The 17,455-nt window shown below is 71.0% G+C and carries 16 protein-coding genes and 1 pseudogene; 12 read left to right on the top strand and 5 right to left on the bottom strand.

Translation table 11 applies throughout. From position 1 onward, the window contains the following. Window positions 1–20: 20 nt before the first annotated feature. Window positions 21–1,439, top strand: a complete 1,419-nt coding sequence (locus DEJ18_RS05590) for an amino acid permease (protein ID WP_111210370.1) — start codon at window positions 21–23, stop codon at window positions 1,437–1,439. A 20-nt stretch (window positions 1,440–1,459) separates the two neighbouring features. On the opposite strand, the gene DEJ18_RS05585 is transcribed toward DEJ18_RS05590, so the two are convergent. Then, a complete protein-coding gene (locus DEJ18_RS05585; protein WP_220034315.1) occupies window positions 1,460–1,903 on the bottom strand; it encodes a BLUF domain-containing protein in 444 nt (147 codons plus the stop codon). Window positions 1,904–2,039: 136 nt separating this feature from the next. Here DEJ18_RS05585 and DEJ18_RS05580 point away from each other — a divergent pair, with 136 nt between their 5' ends. Next, window positions 2,040–5,462: a DEAD/DEAH box helicase gene (locus tag DEJ18_RS05580; protein ID WP_146241544.1), complete on the top strand. Its 3,423-nt coding sequence runs from the start codon at window positions 2,040–2,042 to the stop codon at window positions 5,460–5,462. A 355-nt stretch (window positions 5,463–5,817) separates the two neighbouring features. On the opposite strand, the gene DEJ18_RS05575 is transcribed toward DEJ18_RS05580, so the two are convergent. Continuing rightward, window positions 5,818–6,597, bottom strand: a complete 780-nt coding sequence (locus tag DEJ18_RS05575; RefSeq protein ID WP_111210373.1) for an aldo/keto reductase — start codon at window positions 6,595–6,597, stop codon at window positions 5,818–5,820. A gap of 147 nt (window positions 6,598–6,744) precedes the next feature. Between DEJ18_RS05575 and DEJ18_RS05570 the strand changes: the two genes are divergently transcribed. The 5 genes and pseudogenes from DEJ18_RS05570 (at window position 6,745) to DEJ18_RS05555 (ending at window position 9,764) form a co-directional block, all read left to right on the top strand. After that, complete coding sequence (locus tag DEJ18_RS05570) at window positions 6,745–7,569, top strand: HNH endonuclease family protein (RefSeq protein ID WP_111210374.1); 825 nt, start codon at window positions 6,745–6,747, stop codon at window positions 7,567–7,569. 155 nt (window positions 7,570–7,724) lie between these two features. Further along, the gene (locus tag DEJ18_RS05565; protein ID WP_111082717.1) at window positions 7,725–8,528 is read left to right on the top strand and encodes an SDR family oxidoreductase; all 804 of its coding nucleotides are present in this window, start codon (window positions 7,725–7,727) and stop codon (window positions 8,526–8,528) included. 114 nt (window positions 8,529–8,642) lie between these two features. Beyond that, entirely contained in the window at window positions 8,643–9,089 is a 447-nt protein-coding gene (locus DEJ18_RS05560; protein ID WP_181434177.1) for an SseB family protein, read from the top strand. Continuing rightward, window positions 9,089–9,496: pseudogene (locus DEJ18_RS15975) on the top strand (GOLPH3/VPS74 family protein); the annotation flags it as partial. The gene DEJ18_RS05560 and the pseudogene DEJ18_RS15975, both read left to right, overlap by 1 nt. Before the next feature lie 43 nt (window positions 9,497–9,539). After that, window positions 9,540–9,764 (top strand): hypothetical protein, encoded by a 225-nt coding sequence (locus DEJ18_RS05555; protein ID WP_258376913.1) that lies wholly within the window; start codon window positions 9,540–9,542, stop codon window positions 9,762–9,764. A gap of 21 nt (window positions 9,765–9,785) precedes the next feature. Here DEJ18_RS05555 and DEJ18_RS05550 read toward each other — a convergent pair whose 3' ends face one another. Further along, window positions 9,786–13,286: a TM0106 family RecB-like putative nuclease gene (locus DEJ18_RS05550; protein ID WP_258376914.1), complete on the bottom strand. Its 3,501-nt coding sequence runs from the start codon at window positions 13,284–13,286 to the stop codon at window positions 9,786–9,788. Window positions 13,287–13,454: 168 nt separating this feature from the next. On the opposite strand from DEJ18_RS05550, the gene DEJ18_RS05545 reads away from it, so the two are divergent. Both DEJ18_RS05545 and DEJ18_RS05540 read left to right on the top strand, forming a co-directional pair. Beyond that, complete coding sequence (locus DEJ18_RS05545; RefSeq protein ID WP_111210378.1) at window positions 13,455–14,021, top strand: excalibur calcium-binding domain-containing protein; 567 nt, start codon at window positions 13,455–13,457, stop codon at window positions 14,019–14,021. Between the two features lie 45 nt (window positions 14,022–14,066). Then, on the top strand, window positions 14,067–14,435 hold the full coding sequence (locus tag DEJ18_RS05540) for a hypothetical protein (protein ID WP_111210379.1): 369 nt from the start codon (window positions 14,067–14,069) through the stop codon (window positions 14,433–14,435). Window positions 14,436–14,469: 34 nt separating this feature from the next. Here the strand turns inward: DEJ18_RS05540 and DEJ18_RS05535 are convergent, their stop codons facing one another. Further along, window positions 14,470–14,688, bottom strand: coding sequence for a DUF1653 domain-containing protein (locus DEJ18_RS05535; RefSeq protein ID WP_181434178.1), 219 nt, complete (start codon window positions 14,686–14,688; stop codon window positions 14,470–14,472). 74 nt (window positions 14,689–14,762) lie between these two features. Between DEJ18_RS05535 and DEJ18_RS05530 the strand changes: the two genes are divergently transcribed. Genes DEJ18_RS05530 through DEJ18_RS05520 form a run of 3 tightly spaced genes read left to right on the top strand, consistent with a single transcriptional unit; the run spans window position 14,763 to window position 16,273 of the window. Beyond that, window positions 14,763–15,278 (top strand): hypothetical protein, encoded by a 516-nt coding sequence (locus DEJ18_RS05530; protein WP_111210380.1) that lies wholly within the window; start codon window positions 14,763–14,765, stop codon window positions 15,276–15,278. A gap of 54 nt (window positions 15,279–15,332) precedes the next feature. Further along, window positions 15,333–15,797, top strand: a complete 465-nt coding sequence (locus DEJ18_RS05525) for a thioredoxin family protein (protein WP_111210381.1) — start codon at window positions 15,333–15,335, stop codon at window positions 15,795–15,797. Then, window positions 15,794–16,273, top strand: a complete 480-nt coding sequence (locus DEJ18_RS05520) for a DUF4395 domain-containing protein (protein WP_111210382.1) — start codon at window positions 15,794–15,796, stop codon at window positions 16,271–16,273. The genes DEJ18_RS05525 and DEJ18_RS05520 overlap by 4 nt, the downstream gene beginning before the upstream one ends. A 195-nt stretch (window positions 16,274–16,468) precedes the next feature. Here the strand turns inward: DEJ18_RS05520 and DEJ18_RS05515 are convergent, their stop codons facing one another. After that, complete coding sequence (locus DEJ18_RS05515) at window positions 16,469–17,203, bottom strand: SRA domain-containing endonuclease (RefSeq protein WP_111210383.1); 735 nt, start codon at window positions 17,201–17,203, stop codon at window positions 16,469–16,471. Window positions 17,204–17,455: the final 252 nt, after the last annotated feature.

Genomic DNA, 17,455 nt, shown 5'->3' with positions numbered 1-17,455 from the left:
ACGGGTGCAGGATGGGCCGCATGGCAACGACGCCGCGCTCCTCCACCGTGTTCCGCCGGAAGCCGATCGACACGATCGACGACGACTCCGGGGGCGAGGGCGGCCTGAAACGCCACCTCGGGCTGTGGCAGCTCACCGCGATCGGCATCGGCGGCATCATCGGCGCGGGGATCTTCACCCTCGCCGGTACCGTCGCGAACGGCGTCGCCGGGCCCGCCGTCCTCATCAGCTTCCTGGTCGCCGGCGTGGCCAGTGCGGCGGCGGCACTGTCGTACGCGGAGTTCGCGGGCCTCATCCCGAAGGCCGGCAGCGCCTACACGTACGGCTACGCGGTGCTCGGCGAGATCGTCGGGTGGTTCATCGGCTGGGACCTGCTGCTCGAGTACACCGCGATCGTGGCGGTGGTCGCGATCGGCATCTCCGGGTACGTCGGGTTCCTGGTCGGACAGTTCGGCATCGAGCTGCCCGCCTGGATGCTCGGTGCACCCGGCACCGGGCAGGGCCACGTCGTCGACGTCTTCGCGATCGTGCTGTGTCTGCTGACGGCGTTCGTCCTCACGCGCGGCATCCGGAGTGCCGCCCGGTTCGAGTTCGTCGCGGTCGGCATCAAGGTCGGACTCGTCGTGCTCATCATCGTGCTCGGGGTCTTCCACATCGACAGCGCCAACTACTCGCCGTACTTCCCGTTCGGCTTCGGCGGCGTGATGACCGGTGCCGCGACGGTGTTCTTCGCCGTGTTCGGCTACGACGCGATGTCCACCGCCGCCGAGGAGTCCACCGACGCCCGCAAGCACATGCCGAAGGCGATCCTGCTGTCCCTCGGCATCTCGATGGTCCTCTACGTGCTCGCGACGCTCGTCCTGACCGGGATGCAGGACTACCGGGACATCGACCCGGCCTCCGGCTTTTCGTCGGCGTTCGCGTCGGTCGGCCTCGGCGGGATCGCGAACGTGATCGCGATCGGGGCGATCGTCGGCATCGTGACGGTCCTGGTGACGTTCATGCTCGGGGCTTCTCGCGTCTGGTTCTCGATGAGCCGCGACGGCCTGATGCCCAAGTGGTTCGCGAAGACCGACCCGAAGCGCCACGTGCCGACCCGGGTGACCTGGATCCTCGGGATCGCGTCGGCGGTCCTGGCCGGCGTGCTGCCGATCGGGGTCGTCGCCGAGCTGACGAACATCGGGATCCTGCTCGCGTTCGTGGTCGTGTGCACCGCGGTCATCGTGCTCCGCTACCGGCAGCCCGACCTCGACCGGCAGTTCCGGCTGCCCCTCATGCCGATCGTGCCGGCGGTCGGCGTGCTGGCGTCGCTGTGGCTCGTCTCGTTCCTGCAGTGGGAGACGTGGGTGCGCTTCGGGATCTGGTTCGCGATCGGCCTGGTCGTGTACTTCGCGTACTCGCGGAAGCACAGCGAACTCGCCGGACCCCCTCCCCGGTGAGCGCCCGTTTTCGGCGGCGGTCAGTCGCGCCGGTGCTTGCCGAGCGAGGCCGTCGGCGCCGCCATCGGGTGGTTCCGGAACCAGCGGAGGAGCTCGCGCGACCGGCTCGCGTCGGCGCTGGTGTCCCCCGTCCCGAGGAAGTCGCTGAAGCCCGAGGGCGGTTCGACCTGCTCGTCCCGGTCGAAGGCCATCTTCCACTCCGGGAACCGGCGCGTGTGGATCGACTCCTCCACCAGCAGCCGGACCTCGTCGTGGCGCGGGTCGGTGACGATCCGGCCGTAGGTCGCGACGACGGCGTCGTGCGGCCCCTCGAGCAGCTGCATGAAGCGCCCGGCGCGGTGCACCAGGAGACCGGTCAGGCCGTCCTGGGTGTTCCGCTCGCGCGAGTACTCGAGCACCTCGTCGAGGGCGTCGTCATCGAACGGCTGGGTGGCCGAGCTCATGTAAACGAGTGACTGCAGCATGGTGATCCCGATGATGGCTCAACGACGCGGCCACCGACCAGCCCCCGAACGGGCCTGACACGATGCGGACAGACCGACCGCGTGCCGCCCGCCGGCCTGGTACCGGAGCGTCGGCGGCGCCTGGCACGATGGCCCTGTGCCAGCTGCCCCGATGATCGACGCCGTCGACGTCATCCGGTTCGTCGGGCCGCAGACCTTCGGGCGGGCCCGTGACGTCGTGCGCGCCGGTCTGGTCGAGCACGCCACCTGGCACGAGGACGGCACCATCACCGCGACCGTGAGCGGCAGCGGTGACCACCCGTACGACGTGCACGTCGACACGACGACCGCCCGCGGTGAGTTCGTCCGCCCGGTCCGCAGCCGCTGCACGTGCCCCCTCGGCGGCGAGTGCAAGCACGTCGCCGCCGCACTCCTCACCGTCAACGCCCGGGCCCTGGCCGCGCAGGCCGGCCCGCGCACACAGGCCCCGACGCCGCCGACCCCGGACTGGAGGCGCGACCTCGCCCGCCTCGCCGGCGACGACGGCCCCGCCGGGTCAGGAACCCTGCCCGCGACCGGCGGGATGGGCCTCCAGTTCGAACTCCGGGACGCCGTACCGGCCCGACTCGCCGGTCGAGCGCGGGCGGCGGGGCGGACGATGCCCGTCGCGTCCCGCGCAGTGCGACTCGGAGTGCGGCCGGTGAGTCGGAGCGCCGCCGGCAACTGGGTGCGTGGACAGCTGACCTGGGGCGCACTCCCCTACTCGATGAACCGTCTCGGCCTCGAACCGGAGCAGCACGCCTGGTTCATGCAGTTCGCGGCACTGCACCGCGCCGGGCAGCTCGCCGGCCTGCCGGGTGAGAGCGACTGGATCCACCTCGACGACTTCCGGAGTCCCCTGCTCTGGCCGCTGCTCCGCCAGGCCGGACCACTCGGCATCGCGTTCGTCACCGGCAAGCGGGAGGCCGGGGTCGACCTCGGCGCTGACGCCCGCGTGCTGCTCGACGCCGTCCGCACCGCCGACGGGTTGGTCATCGGCGCGAGCGCCGTCATCGACGGGCGGCCGGTCGCCGAGGGCGCCGCACGCGTCGTCGGGGACCACGGTGTGTACGCGTTCCGGGAGTCCCCCGAGTTGCACGTCGCGCTCGCCCCCACCCCGGCACCGGTGCCGGAGGACCAACGCCGGATGCTGGTCGAAGCGGCCCGGATCACCGTCCCCGCAGACGAGGTCGACGAGTTCCTGGCCGACTGGTCGCCGCGCCTGCGCGGGTCGCTCGGGCTCGTCAGCTCCGACGGGTCGCTCGAGCTGCCGGAACGGACGCCGCCGGAACTCGTGCTCACCGTGACGTTCGAACCGGCACGGGCGCCGCGGACCGACGACCGGGCGCATCTGCAGTGGCGGTGGAGCGTCGACGGGCGGAAGGACCCGGTCGCGCTGCACGGGCCGCTGCCCGACCTCGGGAGCGTCCTGGCCGCGGACGATGCTGCGGGTGCGGACGCTCCTGCTGCTGATGCGGACGCGGACGCTGCGGCCGATCCGGCGGCGAACGCGGGCGCAGATGCCGCCCTGGAGCCGGCCGAGCCGGAGACGCAGGACGCGGCGGCGGGGCGATCCGAGCCTCCCGGACCGGGCGGCGGCCTCGCCTGGTTCGAGGACGGGACCATCGACGGCGCCGACGTCGCGGTCCTCGCGAACGAGCTGTTGCCCGCGCTGCCGGCCCTCGGCGTCCGCGTCGTCGTGCAGGGCGAACGGGTCGACTACGAGCGCCTGAGCGGCCGGCCGCACATCCGTGTGACGACGATGCCGTCGGAGAAGCACGACTGGTTCGACCTCGGGATCATCGTCAGCGTCAACGGCAAGGAGATCCCGTTCACACCGCTGCTCCGGGCGCTCGCGAAGCGCGACCGGCGGCTGAAGCTCGTCGACAACTCCTACCTGTCCTTGGCGGACCCGGCGTTCGACCGGCTCAAGGAGATCATCGAGGAAGCGCGCGAGCTCGACGAGTGGGAGCCCGACCAGCCCCTGACCGTCACCCCGTACCGTGCCGCACTCTGGTCGGAGTTCGACCAGCTCGCCGACGAGACCGAGCACGACGAGCGGTGGAAGGAGATCGCCGGCCGCCTGCTCGACGCGACCGCTCCGGCCGACGCCGTCGTCCCCGCGACGGTCCACGCCGAGCTCCGGCCCTACCAGCGTGACGGCTACGCCTGGCTGACGTTCCTCGTCGAGCACGGTGTCGGCGGCGTGCTCGCCGACGACATGGGCCTCGGCAAGACACTGCAAGCACTCGCGATGATCGCGGACCGTCGGGCCGCCGACCCGGAGGCGCCGCCGTTCCTCGTCGTCGCGCCGACCTCCGTCGTCGGCAACTGGGCGGACGAAGCGGCGAAGTTCGTGCCGTCGCTGCGCGTCACGACGGTCGCGGGGACCTCGCTGAAGGACCACGCCCGGGTCGCGCGAGCCGCCGCAGCGTCCGACGTCGTCGTCACCTCGTACGCGCTGCTCCGCCTCGATGCGGCCGCCTACCTCGACCGGACCTGGTCGGCGCTGCTGCTCGACGAAGCGCAGTTCGTGAAGAACCCGCAGTCCCAGACGCACCGGGTCGCCGCGGAGCTCCGTGCTCCCGTCAAGATCGCCGTGACCGGGACACCGCTCGAGAACGGGCTCGCCGACCTCTGGGCGCTGTTCTCGATCGTCGCGCCCGGGCTGCTGTCGTCGTGGACGCGCTTCGGCGACGACTACGTGAAGCCCCTCGCCTCGCCCGACCTCCGTGGTGCGGCGCGGAAGGAACTGACCGACCGACTCCGGCGTCGGATCCGGCCGCTCATGCTCCGACGGACGAAGGAGAGCGTCGCCGCTGACCTGCCCGAGAAGGTCGAACAGGTCGTGCGCGTCACCCTCGACCCCGCTCACCGCGACCTGTACGAGACGACGCTGAACCGGGAGCGGCTCAAGGTCCTCGACCTGGTGGACGACCTCGACCGCAACCGGATGATCGTGTTCCGGTCCCTCACCCTGCTCCGGATGCTCGCGCTCTCCCCCGCGCTCGTGTCCGACGACCACGACGACGTGCCGAGCGCCAAGCTCGACCTGCTGCTCGACGAACTCGAACAGCTCGCGGCGGAGGGCCGGCGGGCGCTCGTGTTCAGCCAGTTCACCTCGTTCCTCACGATCGTGGCGACCGCCCTCGACGAGCGTGGTGTCGCGTACGAGTACCTCGACGGGTCCACCCGGCGCCGAGGGGTCGTCATCGACCGCTTCCGGGACGGCACGGCCCCGGCGTTCCTCATCTCGCTCAAGGCCGGCGGGTTCGGACTCACCCTGACCGAGGCGGACACGGTCTTCGTGCTCGACCCCTGGTGGAACCCGGCCGCCGAGAACCAGGCGGTCGACCGGACGCACCGGATCGGACAGACCCGGTCGGTAACGGTCGAACGGCTCATCGCCGAGGACACCATCGAGGAGAAGGTGCTCGCGCTGGCGCAGCGGAAGGCGCAGCTCTTCGCGACGATGATCGACGACGACGCGCTGTTCGCCGAGGGGTTGAGCGCGGAGGACATCCGGTCGTTGCTGGCGTGAGCCCGAGACCGGGCTGCAGCGACATACGAAGTACCGATTCGTTGGCCCTGGCCGGACCTGCTCGCTACCGTCTCGCCATGCTCCTCGCCAGCCCTGCTCCGCACGCCGCCACCCGCGTGCGGACCACGGGCGGATGCTGACGCTCGACGCCAACGTCATCATCGCGGCACCGACGCGGAGGACGCGGCGCACGCGCGAGCGCTGGACGTCGTCGAGTCGTACGAGTGGGAGGGCTTCGCCACGACCTACGCGCAAACTCGGGTTCCCCGTGATCGACTGCAGCGAGACGGATCCCCACAGAGAACCGGCCTGGCGGGTGTGGGTCCCACCAGGCCGGTGACGGTGCAGCGGTCGGTCAGTTGCCGAGGCCGTCGATCCGCGCGATCTCGTCCGCGCTCAGCTCCAGCGTCGCCCCGGCGGCGTTCGACCGGATGCGGTCCGGGTTCGACGACTTCGGTATGACGACGAACTGGTGCGCAACGTGCCACGCGACGATGACCTGCGCGGCGTCGGCGTCGTGCGCCTGGGCGATCTCGACCAGCGTCGGGTCCTGCAGGTTGCTCGCCTTGAAGGGGCTGTAGCCCTCGAGGACGACACCCCGGTCGCGCAAGCCGTCGGCCACGGCACGATCGAACTCCACCGGGCTCCAGCGGATCTGGTTCACGGCCGGGGTCGCACCGGTCGCGTCGATGAGCTCGTCGATCTGGTCGAGCGAGTAGTTGCTCACACCGATCGCCTTCGTCAGGCCGGCCTGCTGCGCCTCGACGAGCTGCTGCCAGACGTCCGGACGGGCCTCGCCGTTCGGCGGCCAGTGCACGAGCCACAGGTCGAGGTGGTCGAGGCCGAGCTGGTCGAGGCTCTCCTCGATGGTCTGCCGGACGCGGTCGGCGTTGTCCGGCGGGAGCTTCGTGGTGATGAACAGGTCCTCGCGGGCGAGGCCGGAGTCGGCGATCGCCTTCCCGACACCGCGCTGGTTGCGGTATCCGGTGGCGGTGTCGATGTGGCGGTAGCCGGCCTGGAGGGCGGCGGCGACCGCGGCGGGAGCGTCGGGCTCCTCGATCTGCCAGGTGCCGAAGCCGAGGAGCGGCATCGAGCCTCCGGTGACGGGTACGGACGGTTGTGCGTAGTCGGTCATGGCTCCTCTCTACGCGCGGTGCGGGACGGCGGACCCAGGTCCCTTCGTCCGTGCACGGTGCGGCTTCCCGACCGTGTCGGCGGCCTCCGCCAGGATCGACGGGTCCCCCGAGCACCACCAGGAGCACCACCAGGAGCACCACCGAGCATGACGTCCCGTCGACGCCGCACCCGCACCACCGTCCAGTCCTCGATCGTCGCGCTCGCCCTCGCCCTGGGCATCTGGGCGCTGTTCGCGTCGGGGGTCCTCACCACCGACGCCGGTGCTTCGACGAGCGCCGCGACCACCAGCGCCACGATCGATCCCGCTGACGAGCCGACCATCGCGACCGCGTCGACACCGACGCCCGGCGCACCAGAGCCGAGCCGGGCCTCCAGTCCGTCGGCTGGCGGGAGCAGCGACGGGAGCAGCGACGGGACCGATGCCGCGGCAGCCCGGGCGACCCTCGCCGCCCTGCCCGTGAAGGGGAAGGCGCCGTCGACGGGCTACGACCGCGAGGCGGACTTCGGCACCGCGTGGCTCGACGTCGACCACAACGGCTGCGACACGAGGAACGACGTCCTGGCTCGCGACCTGACCGACATCGTGCGGCAGGGCCCCTGCAAGGTCATGTCCGGCGACCTCGTCTCCCCCTACACGGGCGCTCCGATCACCTTCGTGCGGGGGAACACGACGTCGACCCTCGTGCAGATCGACCACGTCGTGGCGCTCGAGAACGCGTGGCGCACCGGGGCACAGCAGCTCAGCCAGGCCGAACGGCAGGCACTGGCGAACGACCCGGACAACCTGTTCGCCGTCGACGGGCGGTCGAACGCGCAGAAGCGGTCGGCGGACGCGGCGACCTGGCTGCCGGCGGCGAAGGGCTTCCGCTGCGAGTACGTCGAACACCAGATCGCCGTGAAGGCGGAGTACCGACTGTGGGTCGTGCCGGCCGAACGCGACGCGATGGAGCGGGTGCTCGCGGCCTGCTGAGAGACCTCGCCACACCGCTCGCAGTCAGACGACACCTGTAGCGTAACTCGTGTCCGGCGGACACCGTCGGACCGGACTCGCCGCCCGGTGCCGCGACCCAGCGCACCGTTCCCGGACCCCGAGCCCTTCATCGTCGAAGACCGCAGGAGGCCCTCATGACCAGCACCAGTTCCACCAGCACGCGTTTCACCGACCGCGTCGTGCTCATCACCGGCGGCGGCTCCGGCCTCGGCCGCGCCACCGCCGTGCGTCTCGCCACCGAGGGCGCGAAGCTCGCCCTCGTCGACGTCTCCGAGCAGGGCCTCGAGGCGACGAAGGCCGCCGTCCTCGAAGCCGCTCCGGATGCCGAGGTCCTCACGACCATCGCCGACGTCGCTGACGAGGCGCAGGTCGACGCGTACGTCGCCGCCACCCGCGAGCGCTTCGGCCGCATCGACGGCTTCTTCAACAACGCCGGCATCGAGGGCAAGCAGAACCTCACCGAGTCGTTCACCGCCGCCGAGTTCGACAAGGTCGTCTCGATCAACCTCCGTGGTGTGTTCCTCGGGCTCGAGAAGGTCCTCGCCGTGATGCGCGAGCAGGGCTCCGGCATGGTCGTCAACACCGCGAGCGTCGGCGGCATCCGGGGCGTCGGCAACCAGTCCGGCTACGCCGCCGCCAAGCACGGCGTGGTCGGACTGACCCGCAACTCCGCCGTCGAGTACGGCCAGTACGGCATCCGCATCAACGCGATCGCCCCGGGCGCGATCTGGACGCCGATGGTCGAGAACTCGATGAAGCAGATCGACCCGGAGAACCCGCGCAAGGCCGCCGAGGAGTTCATCCAGGTCAACCCCACCAAGCGCTACGGTGAGGCACCCGAGATCGCGTCGGTCGTCGCGTTCCTGCTGTCCGACGACGCGTCCTACATCAACGCCGCGGTCGTCCCGATCGACGGCGGGCAGTCCGCCAAGTACTGACCCCCACGGTCCATGCGGGTGGGGCGCGCCGTCCTGACGGGAGGCGCGCCCCACCCGTCCAGACCCTCCTGCGTGGCAGCATGGCCGGTGACACGACCCTGGAGGGGGAACGCGATGAGCGCGAACGGAACGACCGGGTCGAGCTTCGGCCCGGGTGCCGATGACGCGGTGCCGAACGACGCCGGCCAGCTGCGGCGACGCATGAGCGAGTCTGCCGAGGGCTTCCTCGGCAGCGCCGCTTGGGTGCCGTGGAAGACCGACGGGGCCGGCGGTGACCCCGCGGACGGCAGTGTCGCGCACGTCGTCATCCGCGAACGCCAGTTCGTACCGGTCTTCACCGACCCGTCGGAGCTGCGGACGAGCCTCCCGGGCCTGGAAGCACGTGCGATGCCGATGGCCGAGCTCGTGACGGCACTGCCCGAAGACTTCGGGATCGTCGTCGACCCGACCAGCGCCCAGGCGGCGAACTTCCTGCAGGCCGACGTGCTCGCCGGGCTGCGGGCCGGCATCGGCGGCGTCACGCCGGACGACCTCCGCCCGTCGGGCTCCGACCCGTCCTGATGCCAGGCCGGCTCACGCTGCCAGAGGCGCTGGCGCTCCTGCTGCTCGCTCCCGACGGCCGACTGACGACCACCGGACAGGTCGTGGACGCCGGTCTCGCCGGAGCGATGCTCGGCGAACTCGCTCTGCGCGGCCGGATCTCCCTCGATCGTGGGCGCGTCGTCGTCACGAAAGCGCCGCCCTCGGGCGAACCGACACTCGACGGCTTCGTCGGGTTCCTCGAAACCGCACCGTCGCCACGCCGCCCCACCAGCTGGGTCTCCCGCCTGGGGAACCGCAACCTCCGCGACGCGGTCCTCGGCGGGCTCGCCGAGCGCGGTGTCCTGGGTCGGGAGGAACGGCGGGTGCTGGGGGTCTTCCCGTCCCTGCGCTGGCCGGAGCGTGACAGCGGGCCGGAGAAGGCGCTGCGCGCAGAGGTCTGGGGACGTCCTGCAGGGACACGTTGCGCCCATGCCGTTCCCGGCGGCGCTCATCGGGCTGCTCAAGGCGACCCGCACGCTGCGGACGCAGTTCGGGACGCAGGACCGGACGCGGGTGCGGTCGATCACGGAGGGCGCCTGGGTCGCCGCGGCGGTCCGGACCGTCGTGCAGCAGGCGCAGTCAGCGGGTAGCGGGTTCGGCGGCGACAGCGGAGGCGACGGCGGAGGCAGCGACGGGGGCGGCGGCGGCGACTGATCCCACCGCCGGCCTACGGGCTCACTCCCGCGGCGCGACCAGCTCGATGAACCGCGACAACAGCGCCAGACCCGGGATCGACGGCGGCAGCGCCGTCGTCAACGCCGGCGAGTGCACGAGGTACGCCGCCCACTTGGCCCGCGACAGCGCCACGTTGAGCCGGTTCGGCATGAGCAGGAAGTCGAGCCCGCGCGGGATGTCCGCCGCCGAGGACGCGGCCAGCGAGGTGATCGAGACCACCGCCTCCCGGCCCTGGAACAGGTCCACGGTCCCGACCTGCGTGCGGCCGAAGCCTGCCCGGTCGAGCGCGTCCCGGATGACTGCACCCTGCGCGTTGTACGGCGCGACGACGATCACGTCCTCGTCGGTCAGCTGGCGGGTGCCGCGGTCGTCGGTCCACGTCCGACCGACGACGTCCGCGACGAGGGCGACGACCTGCGCCGCTTCCTCCGGGGACGAGGTCGTGTTGCCCGCGTGCACGACCGGCACCGGGTGGACGCCGGCGTCGATGCCGTCTAGGTGCCGCCCGGACACCATCGACGCGAGCTGCCCGTCGTAGGACAGCCCCGACACCGCCGCGGTCAGCGCCGGCTCCATCCGCCGGGTCTTCGCCAGGAAGTACCCGAACTCCGGCGGCAGCACGTGCTCGCCGTCCGCCAACCACCCCAGCGCGGACTCGTCGACCGGCTCGGGGTGCGACCCCTGCGACACCTGCGGGAGCTGCTGCGGATCGCCGAGCAGGAGCAGTCGTGATGCGGCGATCGCGGAGGCGATGGTCGGCGCGAGGGAGAACTGCCCGGCCTCGTCGACGACGAGCAGGTCCAGGGAACGCCGGCCGATGGTCGCGTCGTTCGCGAAGGTCCACGCCGTCCCGCCGACGACGCCGCCGGTGCCCGTGTCGGCGCAGGACTGCAGGAATGCCGCGATCGCCGCGCCGTTCTTCACGGGCGTCCACTGGGCGGCCTCGATCTCGTCGGCGTCGGCACCGCTCTTCGGCTGCTTCACCACGCGCTCCGCCGGCACACCGGCGGCGATGACGGCGTCGAGGAAGTTCTCGCTGGTCGCGTGCGACTGCCCGACGACGCCCACCCGCCACCCGTGCTCGCGCACGAGCTTCGCCACCACGTTCGATCCGACGTACGTCTTGCCGGTGCCGGGAGGCCCCTGGATCGCCAGGTACGACCGGTCCAGTCCGAGCAGGGTCGCCACCACGGCGCCCACCGTGTCGTCACCCGCGACCGGTACGAGGGCCCCACGAGGCGGCACCCGTCGGAGGAGGTCGAGCGCCGGGTCGGGCAGCATCTCGGGCAGGGCGTCGAGCACCTCGGCGCCCCACTCGGCGATGGCCTCGGGCTGCGGCTTCGCCCGAGGGGGCGACGACGGCGCGAGCGCGACCGGGTAGTCGGTGTGCGGTTCTCCCCCGCCGACCGGCATGCGTTCCAGGAGGAGTACCTCGGTGGCGTCGCCGTTGTCCCACACCTCCAGGATCGAGGCGCGGTCCGTCGCACCCTTCGAGCCGGGCCCGGGGGCGGCGATCGACGCCGGGAGTGGGTCGTCGTACACGAGGTGGGGCGAGCCTCCCGGCCGGAGCCGCGAGCCGGGCGCGAGCGTCCCCGACACCCGGATCTCCCGTGACACCGAGCGGGCGCGCGGCAGCGTCGCCCAGTCCCGCTCGGTGGAGGCGCGCTCGACGACCAGGACGTCCCGGGTGTCGGCCCACTCGTCGACGGGGTTGCGGAGCCGGTCGAAGTGGTCCTGCCAGAAGGTCTTCGCCTCGCGGCGGTGGTAGTCGATCGCGGCCGCGGCGAGCGCCAGCGCGGTCTGGTCGGGCGTCCGGTCGAGGGCGTCCACGTCGCCGAGGTACTCGGTGAGCGCGACGGTCACCGGGTTCGGCTCGCGCTCGACCGGGATCGGCGGGAGGCCCTCGAGCTCGGTCGTGGTGGTGGCGTCCGGCGCGTGTTCGGCGCGGAGGCCGAGCAGCCAGTCGCGGAGGCGCAACGTCGACCGGCAGTCGTAGGCGTTGTAGTCGGCGACCTGGTCGAGCTGCCGCTGCCCCTCGGCGGGGTCGCCGGTCCGGAGCTCCTTGATCGCGTCGACGTAGGCGGTGATGCTGTCGGCGGCGTTCGTCACGTCGCTCAGGCGGAGGTCGTCGCCCATGTACAGCGGCTCGAGCTTCTTGATCGAGTAGCTGCGGCTGCCGACCACCAGGGCCTTCCGCACGATCGGGTACAGGTCGACCAGGACGCCCGCGCGCAACAGGTCGTCGACCGCGTCCTCCCCCACTCCATGCCGGGCGGCGAGGGACAGCAGGTGCGTCCGCTCGTAGGCGGCGTAGTGGTAGATGTGCATGTCCGGGTACTGCTCGCGGCGCTCGGCGACGAACGCGAGGAAGTCCAGCAGCGCCTGCCGCTCGTCGCGGATCGTGTGCGCCCAGAACGCGCGGAACTCGGCTTGGTCGTCGACGAGGCCGAACAGGTAGTCGAGGCCCCAGTGCACGCCGTCCTCGGTGTGGAGCGGGTCGCCCTCGAAGTCGAAGAAGACGTCGCCAGGATCGGGTGCCGGGATCGCGTCGAGGGCACGCGGGTCGCGGACCTCGAAGGCAGGACCGGTCCGTCCCGCGTCCGTCCCGTCGCTCAGGTTCGCTGCGCGCTCCGTCTCGATCTGGAGGCTCGCCTGCCGCACCAGACGATCCAGCGTCGTCTTCGACATGGTCGCCACCGGCGCGGTCCGGACCGCCAGGTCGTCGATCGACCGGACGCCCTGCCGGATCAGCTTCGTCCGCTGGTCCAGGCGCATGCCGGCGACGAGGACCAGGTCGCGGTGCAGCTGCACCTCCTGCTGGCAGGCGGCGCACCGGCCACAGCTCGAGTAGCGCGGGTCGCCCCACTGCATCGGCTCGTCGGCGGCCAGGCGCTCGGAGATCACCCGGATCAGCTCGGTCCGCTGCGTGCGGTACACCGGCACGATGTCGGCCAGCTCGTGTGTGGTCGTCGTGCGGTCGCCGAGGACCAGGTGCACCTGCTGCCCGGTCGGGATGTCGTTCGCCCGCATCTGCTCGGCGTAGGCGGCGAGCTGGAGCAGGGCGCTGATCTTGGCGTGGCGGGCGAGCTTGGTGTCGTAGACCTCGTACTCACCGCGGTCGTTGCGGATGATGAAGTCCGCGAAGCCGATGAAGCCCGTGCCGTCTGCGGACGCCGGGACGTGGAACGTCGGTTGGAAGAGGACGTTCGCGCCGTTCCGCATCGCGTTCCGCGCTTGTTCGGCGGCTTCGGCGTACTGCGGCGGGGCCGGGCGGTCGAACTCCACGACGTCGTGGGTTTCCTTGAGGATCTCGAGGTAGCCGAGCTCGTGCTGGTCCCCCAGGCGGGCCGTCCGGTCGAGCATGTCGTCGTGCTCGTCGGGCAGGGGTTCGCCGCGGCCGAGCTTGGCGTCGAGGCGGCGGAGGAACGCCCACTCGCAGGTCGCCCACGTGGTGAGGTCGCTCGGGCTGAGCAGGGCTCGGCCGTCCTCGGTGATCTGCACTGCGCTCCCTGCTGTCGGTGTCCGTCCAGGGTAGGGGCGGGCACCGACGTGCCCGGCACCACCGACCACCGCCGTCATCGTGCGCGATCGCGCAACCCTCGAACGGGGCCTGGCGAAACGTGACCGAAGCTCCGAAACTGAGCGCACACCAACTCTGGGGAGCACTTCGTGATCAGGAACCTGAAGCACCGTCGCACAGCTGTGATCGCCGGAGGTGCTCTCGCCGTCGTCCTCGCGCTCAGCGCCTGCAGCTCCCCGGGCGAAACCGAAGCGGCTGCCGGCACCACGACGCCGACCTCCACCAGCTCGGCGTCAGCGACGGCAGCGGCACTCCGAGCGGCGGCGGAGGAAGCAGCGGCAGCGAAGGAAGCAGCCGAGAAGAAGGCAGCAGAAGAAGCCGCTGCGGTGCAGGCCAAGGCCGAGGCGGACGCCAAGGCTGCGGCAGACGCCGCTGCGGCGAAGGCGGCGGCCGACGCGAAGGCAGCGGCAGATGCAGCGGCCGCCAAGGCCGCCGCGGATGCGAAGGCTGCGGCCGATGCCGCTGCCGCCCAAGCCGCCGCGGCCGCCGCGGCAGCACCGGCACCGCTCGCGCAGCCCGCACCGGCCGGTGGCTCCGCCTACTACGAGAACTGCGACGCAGTCCGGGCAGCGGGCGCAGCACCGATCACCGTTGGAGACCCCGGATACTCGCGGAAGCTCGACCGCGATGGGGACGGCGTGGGCTGCGAGGTCTGAGGAGGGCAACGCCAGGCGCGCTGCTCGCTGCCCTACGGTTGCCCCATGGATCCCGGGGACTCCAGCACCGAACTGCTGCGGAAGAACGCCAACCTGCTCATCGACCACGGTGCGAAGGACCAGTCCGTCGCGGCTGAGCTGGGCCTGCTCGTGCCGGGGCGGAAGGGCACGGAGGGCATCGGCGGCAAGCTCGTCCTCACCTCGACCGCGCTGTTCTTCGAGGGGCACGCGGTGAACCGCGTCCGTCCGCAGTTCGGCTTCCCCCTGTCCGAGATCGCGTCCCTCAGCGACGTTTCACGCGGCCTGTCGCGGCAGCTCCGGGTCGAACTGCGGAGCGGTGTGCACGGGCGCTTCGTGGTCTGGGGTGTGCCGGGGCTCATCGCGGCGATCGAAGAAGCCCGCGCCGCGCTCTGAGCCGAGGTCGCGGCCGGGGCCGCGCCCCGCCGCCTCAGGCTTCCAGGCGCACGAACCTCGGTCCGTCGTACCCGTCGCGCGACACGTGTGCGCTGAAGTCCGCGAGGGCCCGCACCCAGTGCCCGTGCTCGCCGTACAGCGCCTGGTAAACGACGACGGGGTCCTCGGTCTCGACGTCCTGCGCCAGGAGCACCACCTGGTACTCGCCGCCCTTGAAGTGCCGGTACCGCCCTGGGGTCACGTCGTCGCTCATCCTCCCGATGGTACGGAGACAACAGCCGACCGTGCGCCGCGGTTCCCGGTACGGTTTCCGTCGAAGGGGGAACGATGAGCGACAGCATCAACCAGTGGGGCGGAAGCACGACCAAGGCGGAGGTGGCGCCGATGATCGTCGTGCGCCGGCCGCTGTTCCCCGGGGTGATCTTCTTGGCCCTCGGGGTGTTCGGCCTGGTCATCGGGATTCCGGGGATCCTCTTCCAGCTCACCGCCGGCTCCGATGACAGCCCCGCGTTCGGGATCCTCTTCGGCCTCGGAGCCGTCTTCCTCCTGTTCGGCCTGGCCCTCGCCGCCGGCCGCATCAACGTGTACGACCGGCACTACGACGTGAAGTCGGGGTTCGGCAAGTTCCGCCGCCGCGAGGTCGACGACATCCACACGCTCCGCCTCGGCAAGCAGTCGAACGGCAGCGTGACGTTCATCAGCCTCACCGCTTGGAATGAGCAGCGGAAGAAGCAGTTCATGGTCTTCACGAACTACCGCGGCTACCGCGAGTTCACCGCTTGGCTCGACAAGCGCCGCCCCGAGCAGTGGGCGGAGTGCGAGCGGCTCGGGCTGCCCGACTAGTCACACCGCTCAACATCCTTGGTCCGGCGGCCCGGGCGACGTAGGGTCCAGGCCATGACCGTCGCCCTCTCACTCGCGATCGTCGCCGGCGTCCTCGCCGTCGCGACGGTCCTGGGTCTGCTGCTCCGTAGCCGCACCGGCCGAGCACGAGTGGTCTCCTCAGGCGTCAGCGATGCGACCACAGTTGCCGACCTCGCCAGCCGGGAGGCGTTCGGCACCGCCGCCACGCTCCTCCAGTTCTCGACGCCCACGTGCGCACGCTGCCCCGCCACCGCGAGACAACTCGACGCGGTCGCCGCGTCAATGTCGACGACGGCGCCGGGTCCGGACCGCGTCCGCCGACTCGAGATCGACCTCGCCGAACGCCCGGAGCTCGCCCGGCGCTTCGACGTGATGCAGACGCCGACCGTGCTCCTCGTGGACGGAACACAGACCGTCCGTGCCCGCTTCGGTGGACCGCCCCGCCAGCCCGAACTCGTCGCCGCACTCGACGCCGTCCTCACCGAGGAGCACTCATGACCACCAGCCCTGCACCCTCCCGAGGGATCGACCCGCGTTCGCCCCGCTTCGGCGCCGCGATCACGACGGTCCTGCTCGCGCTCGACATCGTCCTCACCCTCAACGACAGCACTCGGACGATCGGCATCGTGCTGCTCGCCGTCATCGCCGCGCTCTTCGCCTGGGGAGGCCTGGCCGGTATCACGCGGCACCCGTACGGCGCATTGTTCCGCCGCCTGGTGCGCCCGCGGCTCGGCCCGCCCGCCGAACTCGAGGCACCCGAGCCCCCGACGTTCGCGCAGCGGGTCGGACTCGTGGTGACCGGGGTCGCACTCGTTCTGGCGCTCATCGGCGTTCCGTACGCAGCTCCGGTCGGCGCTGCCGTCGCACTGGTCGCAGCCTTCCTCAACGCCGCGTTCGACGTCTGCATCGGGTGCCTGATGTACGTCTGGCTGGTGCGTGCCGGGGTGTTCCGGGGCCGCAGCAGCGTGGCGTAGAACCGAGTTCGGCGCCGGGCGCCGAGCGCCGAATGGGGTCCTAGAGCGGGTCGAGGGTAACGCCGCTGAGTTGTCCTCGCGGCTCGAGGGCCCAGTGACTCATGGCGGCATCGCGTTCGGACGTTGATGGTGCGGCAGGCCTTCAAACCACGCATCGGTCAGGAGCGAGTAGGGAACGAACCACAGCGCGGCCTCCTATAGAGGACTGAGCCGCGTAAAACCGCCACGATCCGAGTGCCAGACCGTTATCCCGAGAGAATGGCAGAGCTCAAGCAGGTCCTCACCTGGCCGAGCCGGCAAGAGGATCGACGGGGCCACTTGGAAGCCGTTGAGGCGGGCGACGTTGGAGTAGTCCAGGGCCTGACCAATCGCCATGCGGACATCGTGTCGAGCTACCGATCTCTTCGCCTCGACTACCTCACCGGTCGACGAGTTGTAGAGGTCGGGCTCGATGAAGGTGCCGGCGGTGGCGAGCCTCAGCGCTCTCACTCGATCCCCACGCGCGATCAGCCATCGCCCGAATTGAGCCTGCAGCCTGAACTCGTCACGCATCGCCGCGCGCGCCACCGTGCCCGAAGACGCCGTGAGGTACTGGTTGCTCGACGGCGCAATCCAGTCCCGAATCCCGGTCGACTTCTCAATCCCTCCGTAGGCAGGGAGAACGTCGCACGCTGCAGCTTCGATCGGCTCGAGGTTGAAGATGATGCCATCGCGATCGGGACCTGCCGTCGACGGAATGCGTCTGATCTCGAAAGCAGGCTCACCGAGCGTGAAAGCCCCGACGTAGGTAGCCATGACGCCAGCAGTGCGGAACAAACGGATGTCGCGGCCCTCCGCCTGCGCGTCGCGCAGCGCGCGGTTCCCACGCTGGAACGTCTGGTCGCCGTTCTGCCCCTCGCCGGTGTAGGCGTACGTCCCGTCCTCGCGCAACCCCTCAAACCGGTCGTACCCGTGATGAGCGCCAAATGCGGGGGTCAGTGAACACGAGAATCTCCGGAGAACCCGCAACGGGCGCGATACCGTTCTGACGACTACCCCCGCCGACCAGCTTGTGGACCTCTCGACGCCTGAGCGTCTGCCCGACGGTGATCTCCCAGACCATTCCCATACCCCCTGTGATGGGAATGGTAGCCGCTCAACGCTAGGCGATTGGATCCGCTTCGGAGGATGGTCCTCTCCGAG

It is taken from the genome of Curtobacterium sp. MCSS17_015, assembly GCF_003234265.2.
Classification (GTDB): domain Bacteria; phylum Actinomycetota; class Actinomycetes; order Actinomycetales; family Microbacteriaceae; genus Curtobacterium.
The sequence above is the reverse complement of the archived record's forward strand: the minus strand, read 5'-3'. Positions and strand labels throughout refer to the sequence as shown.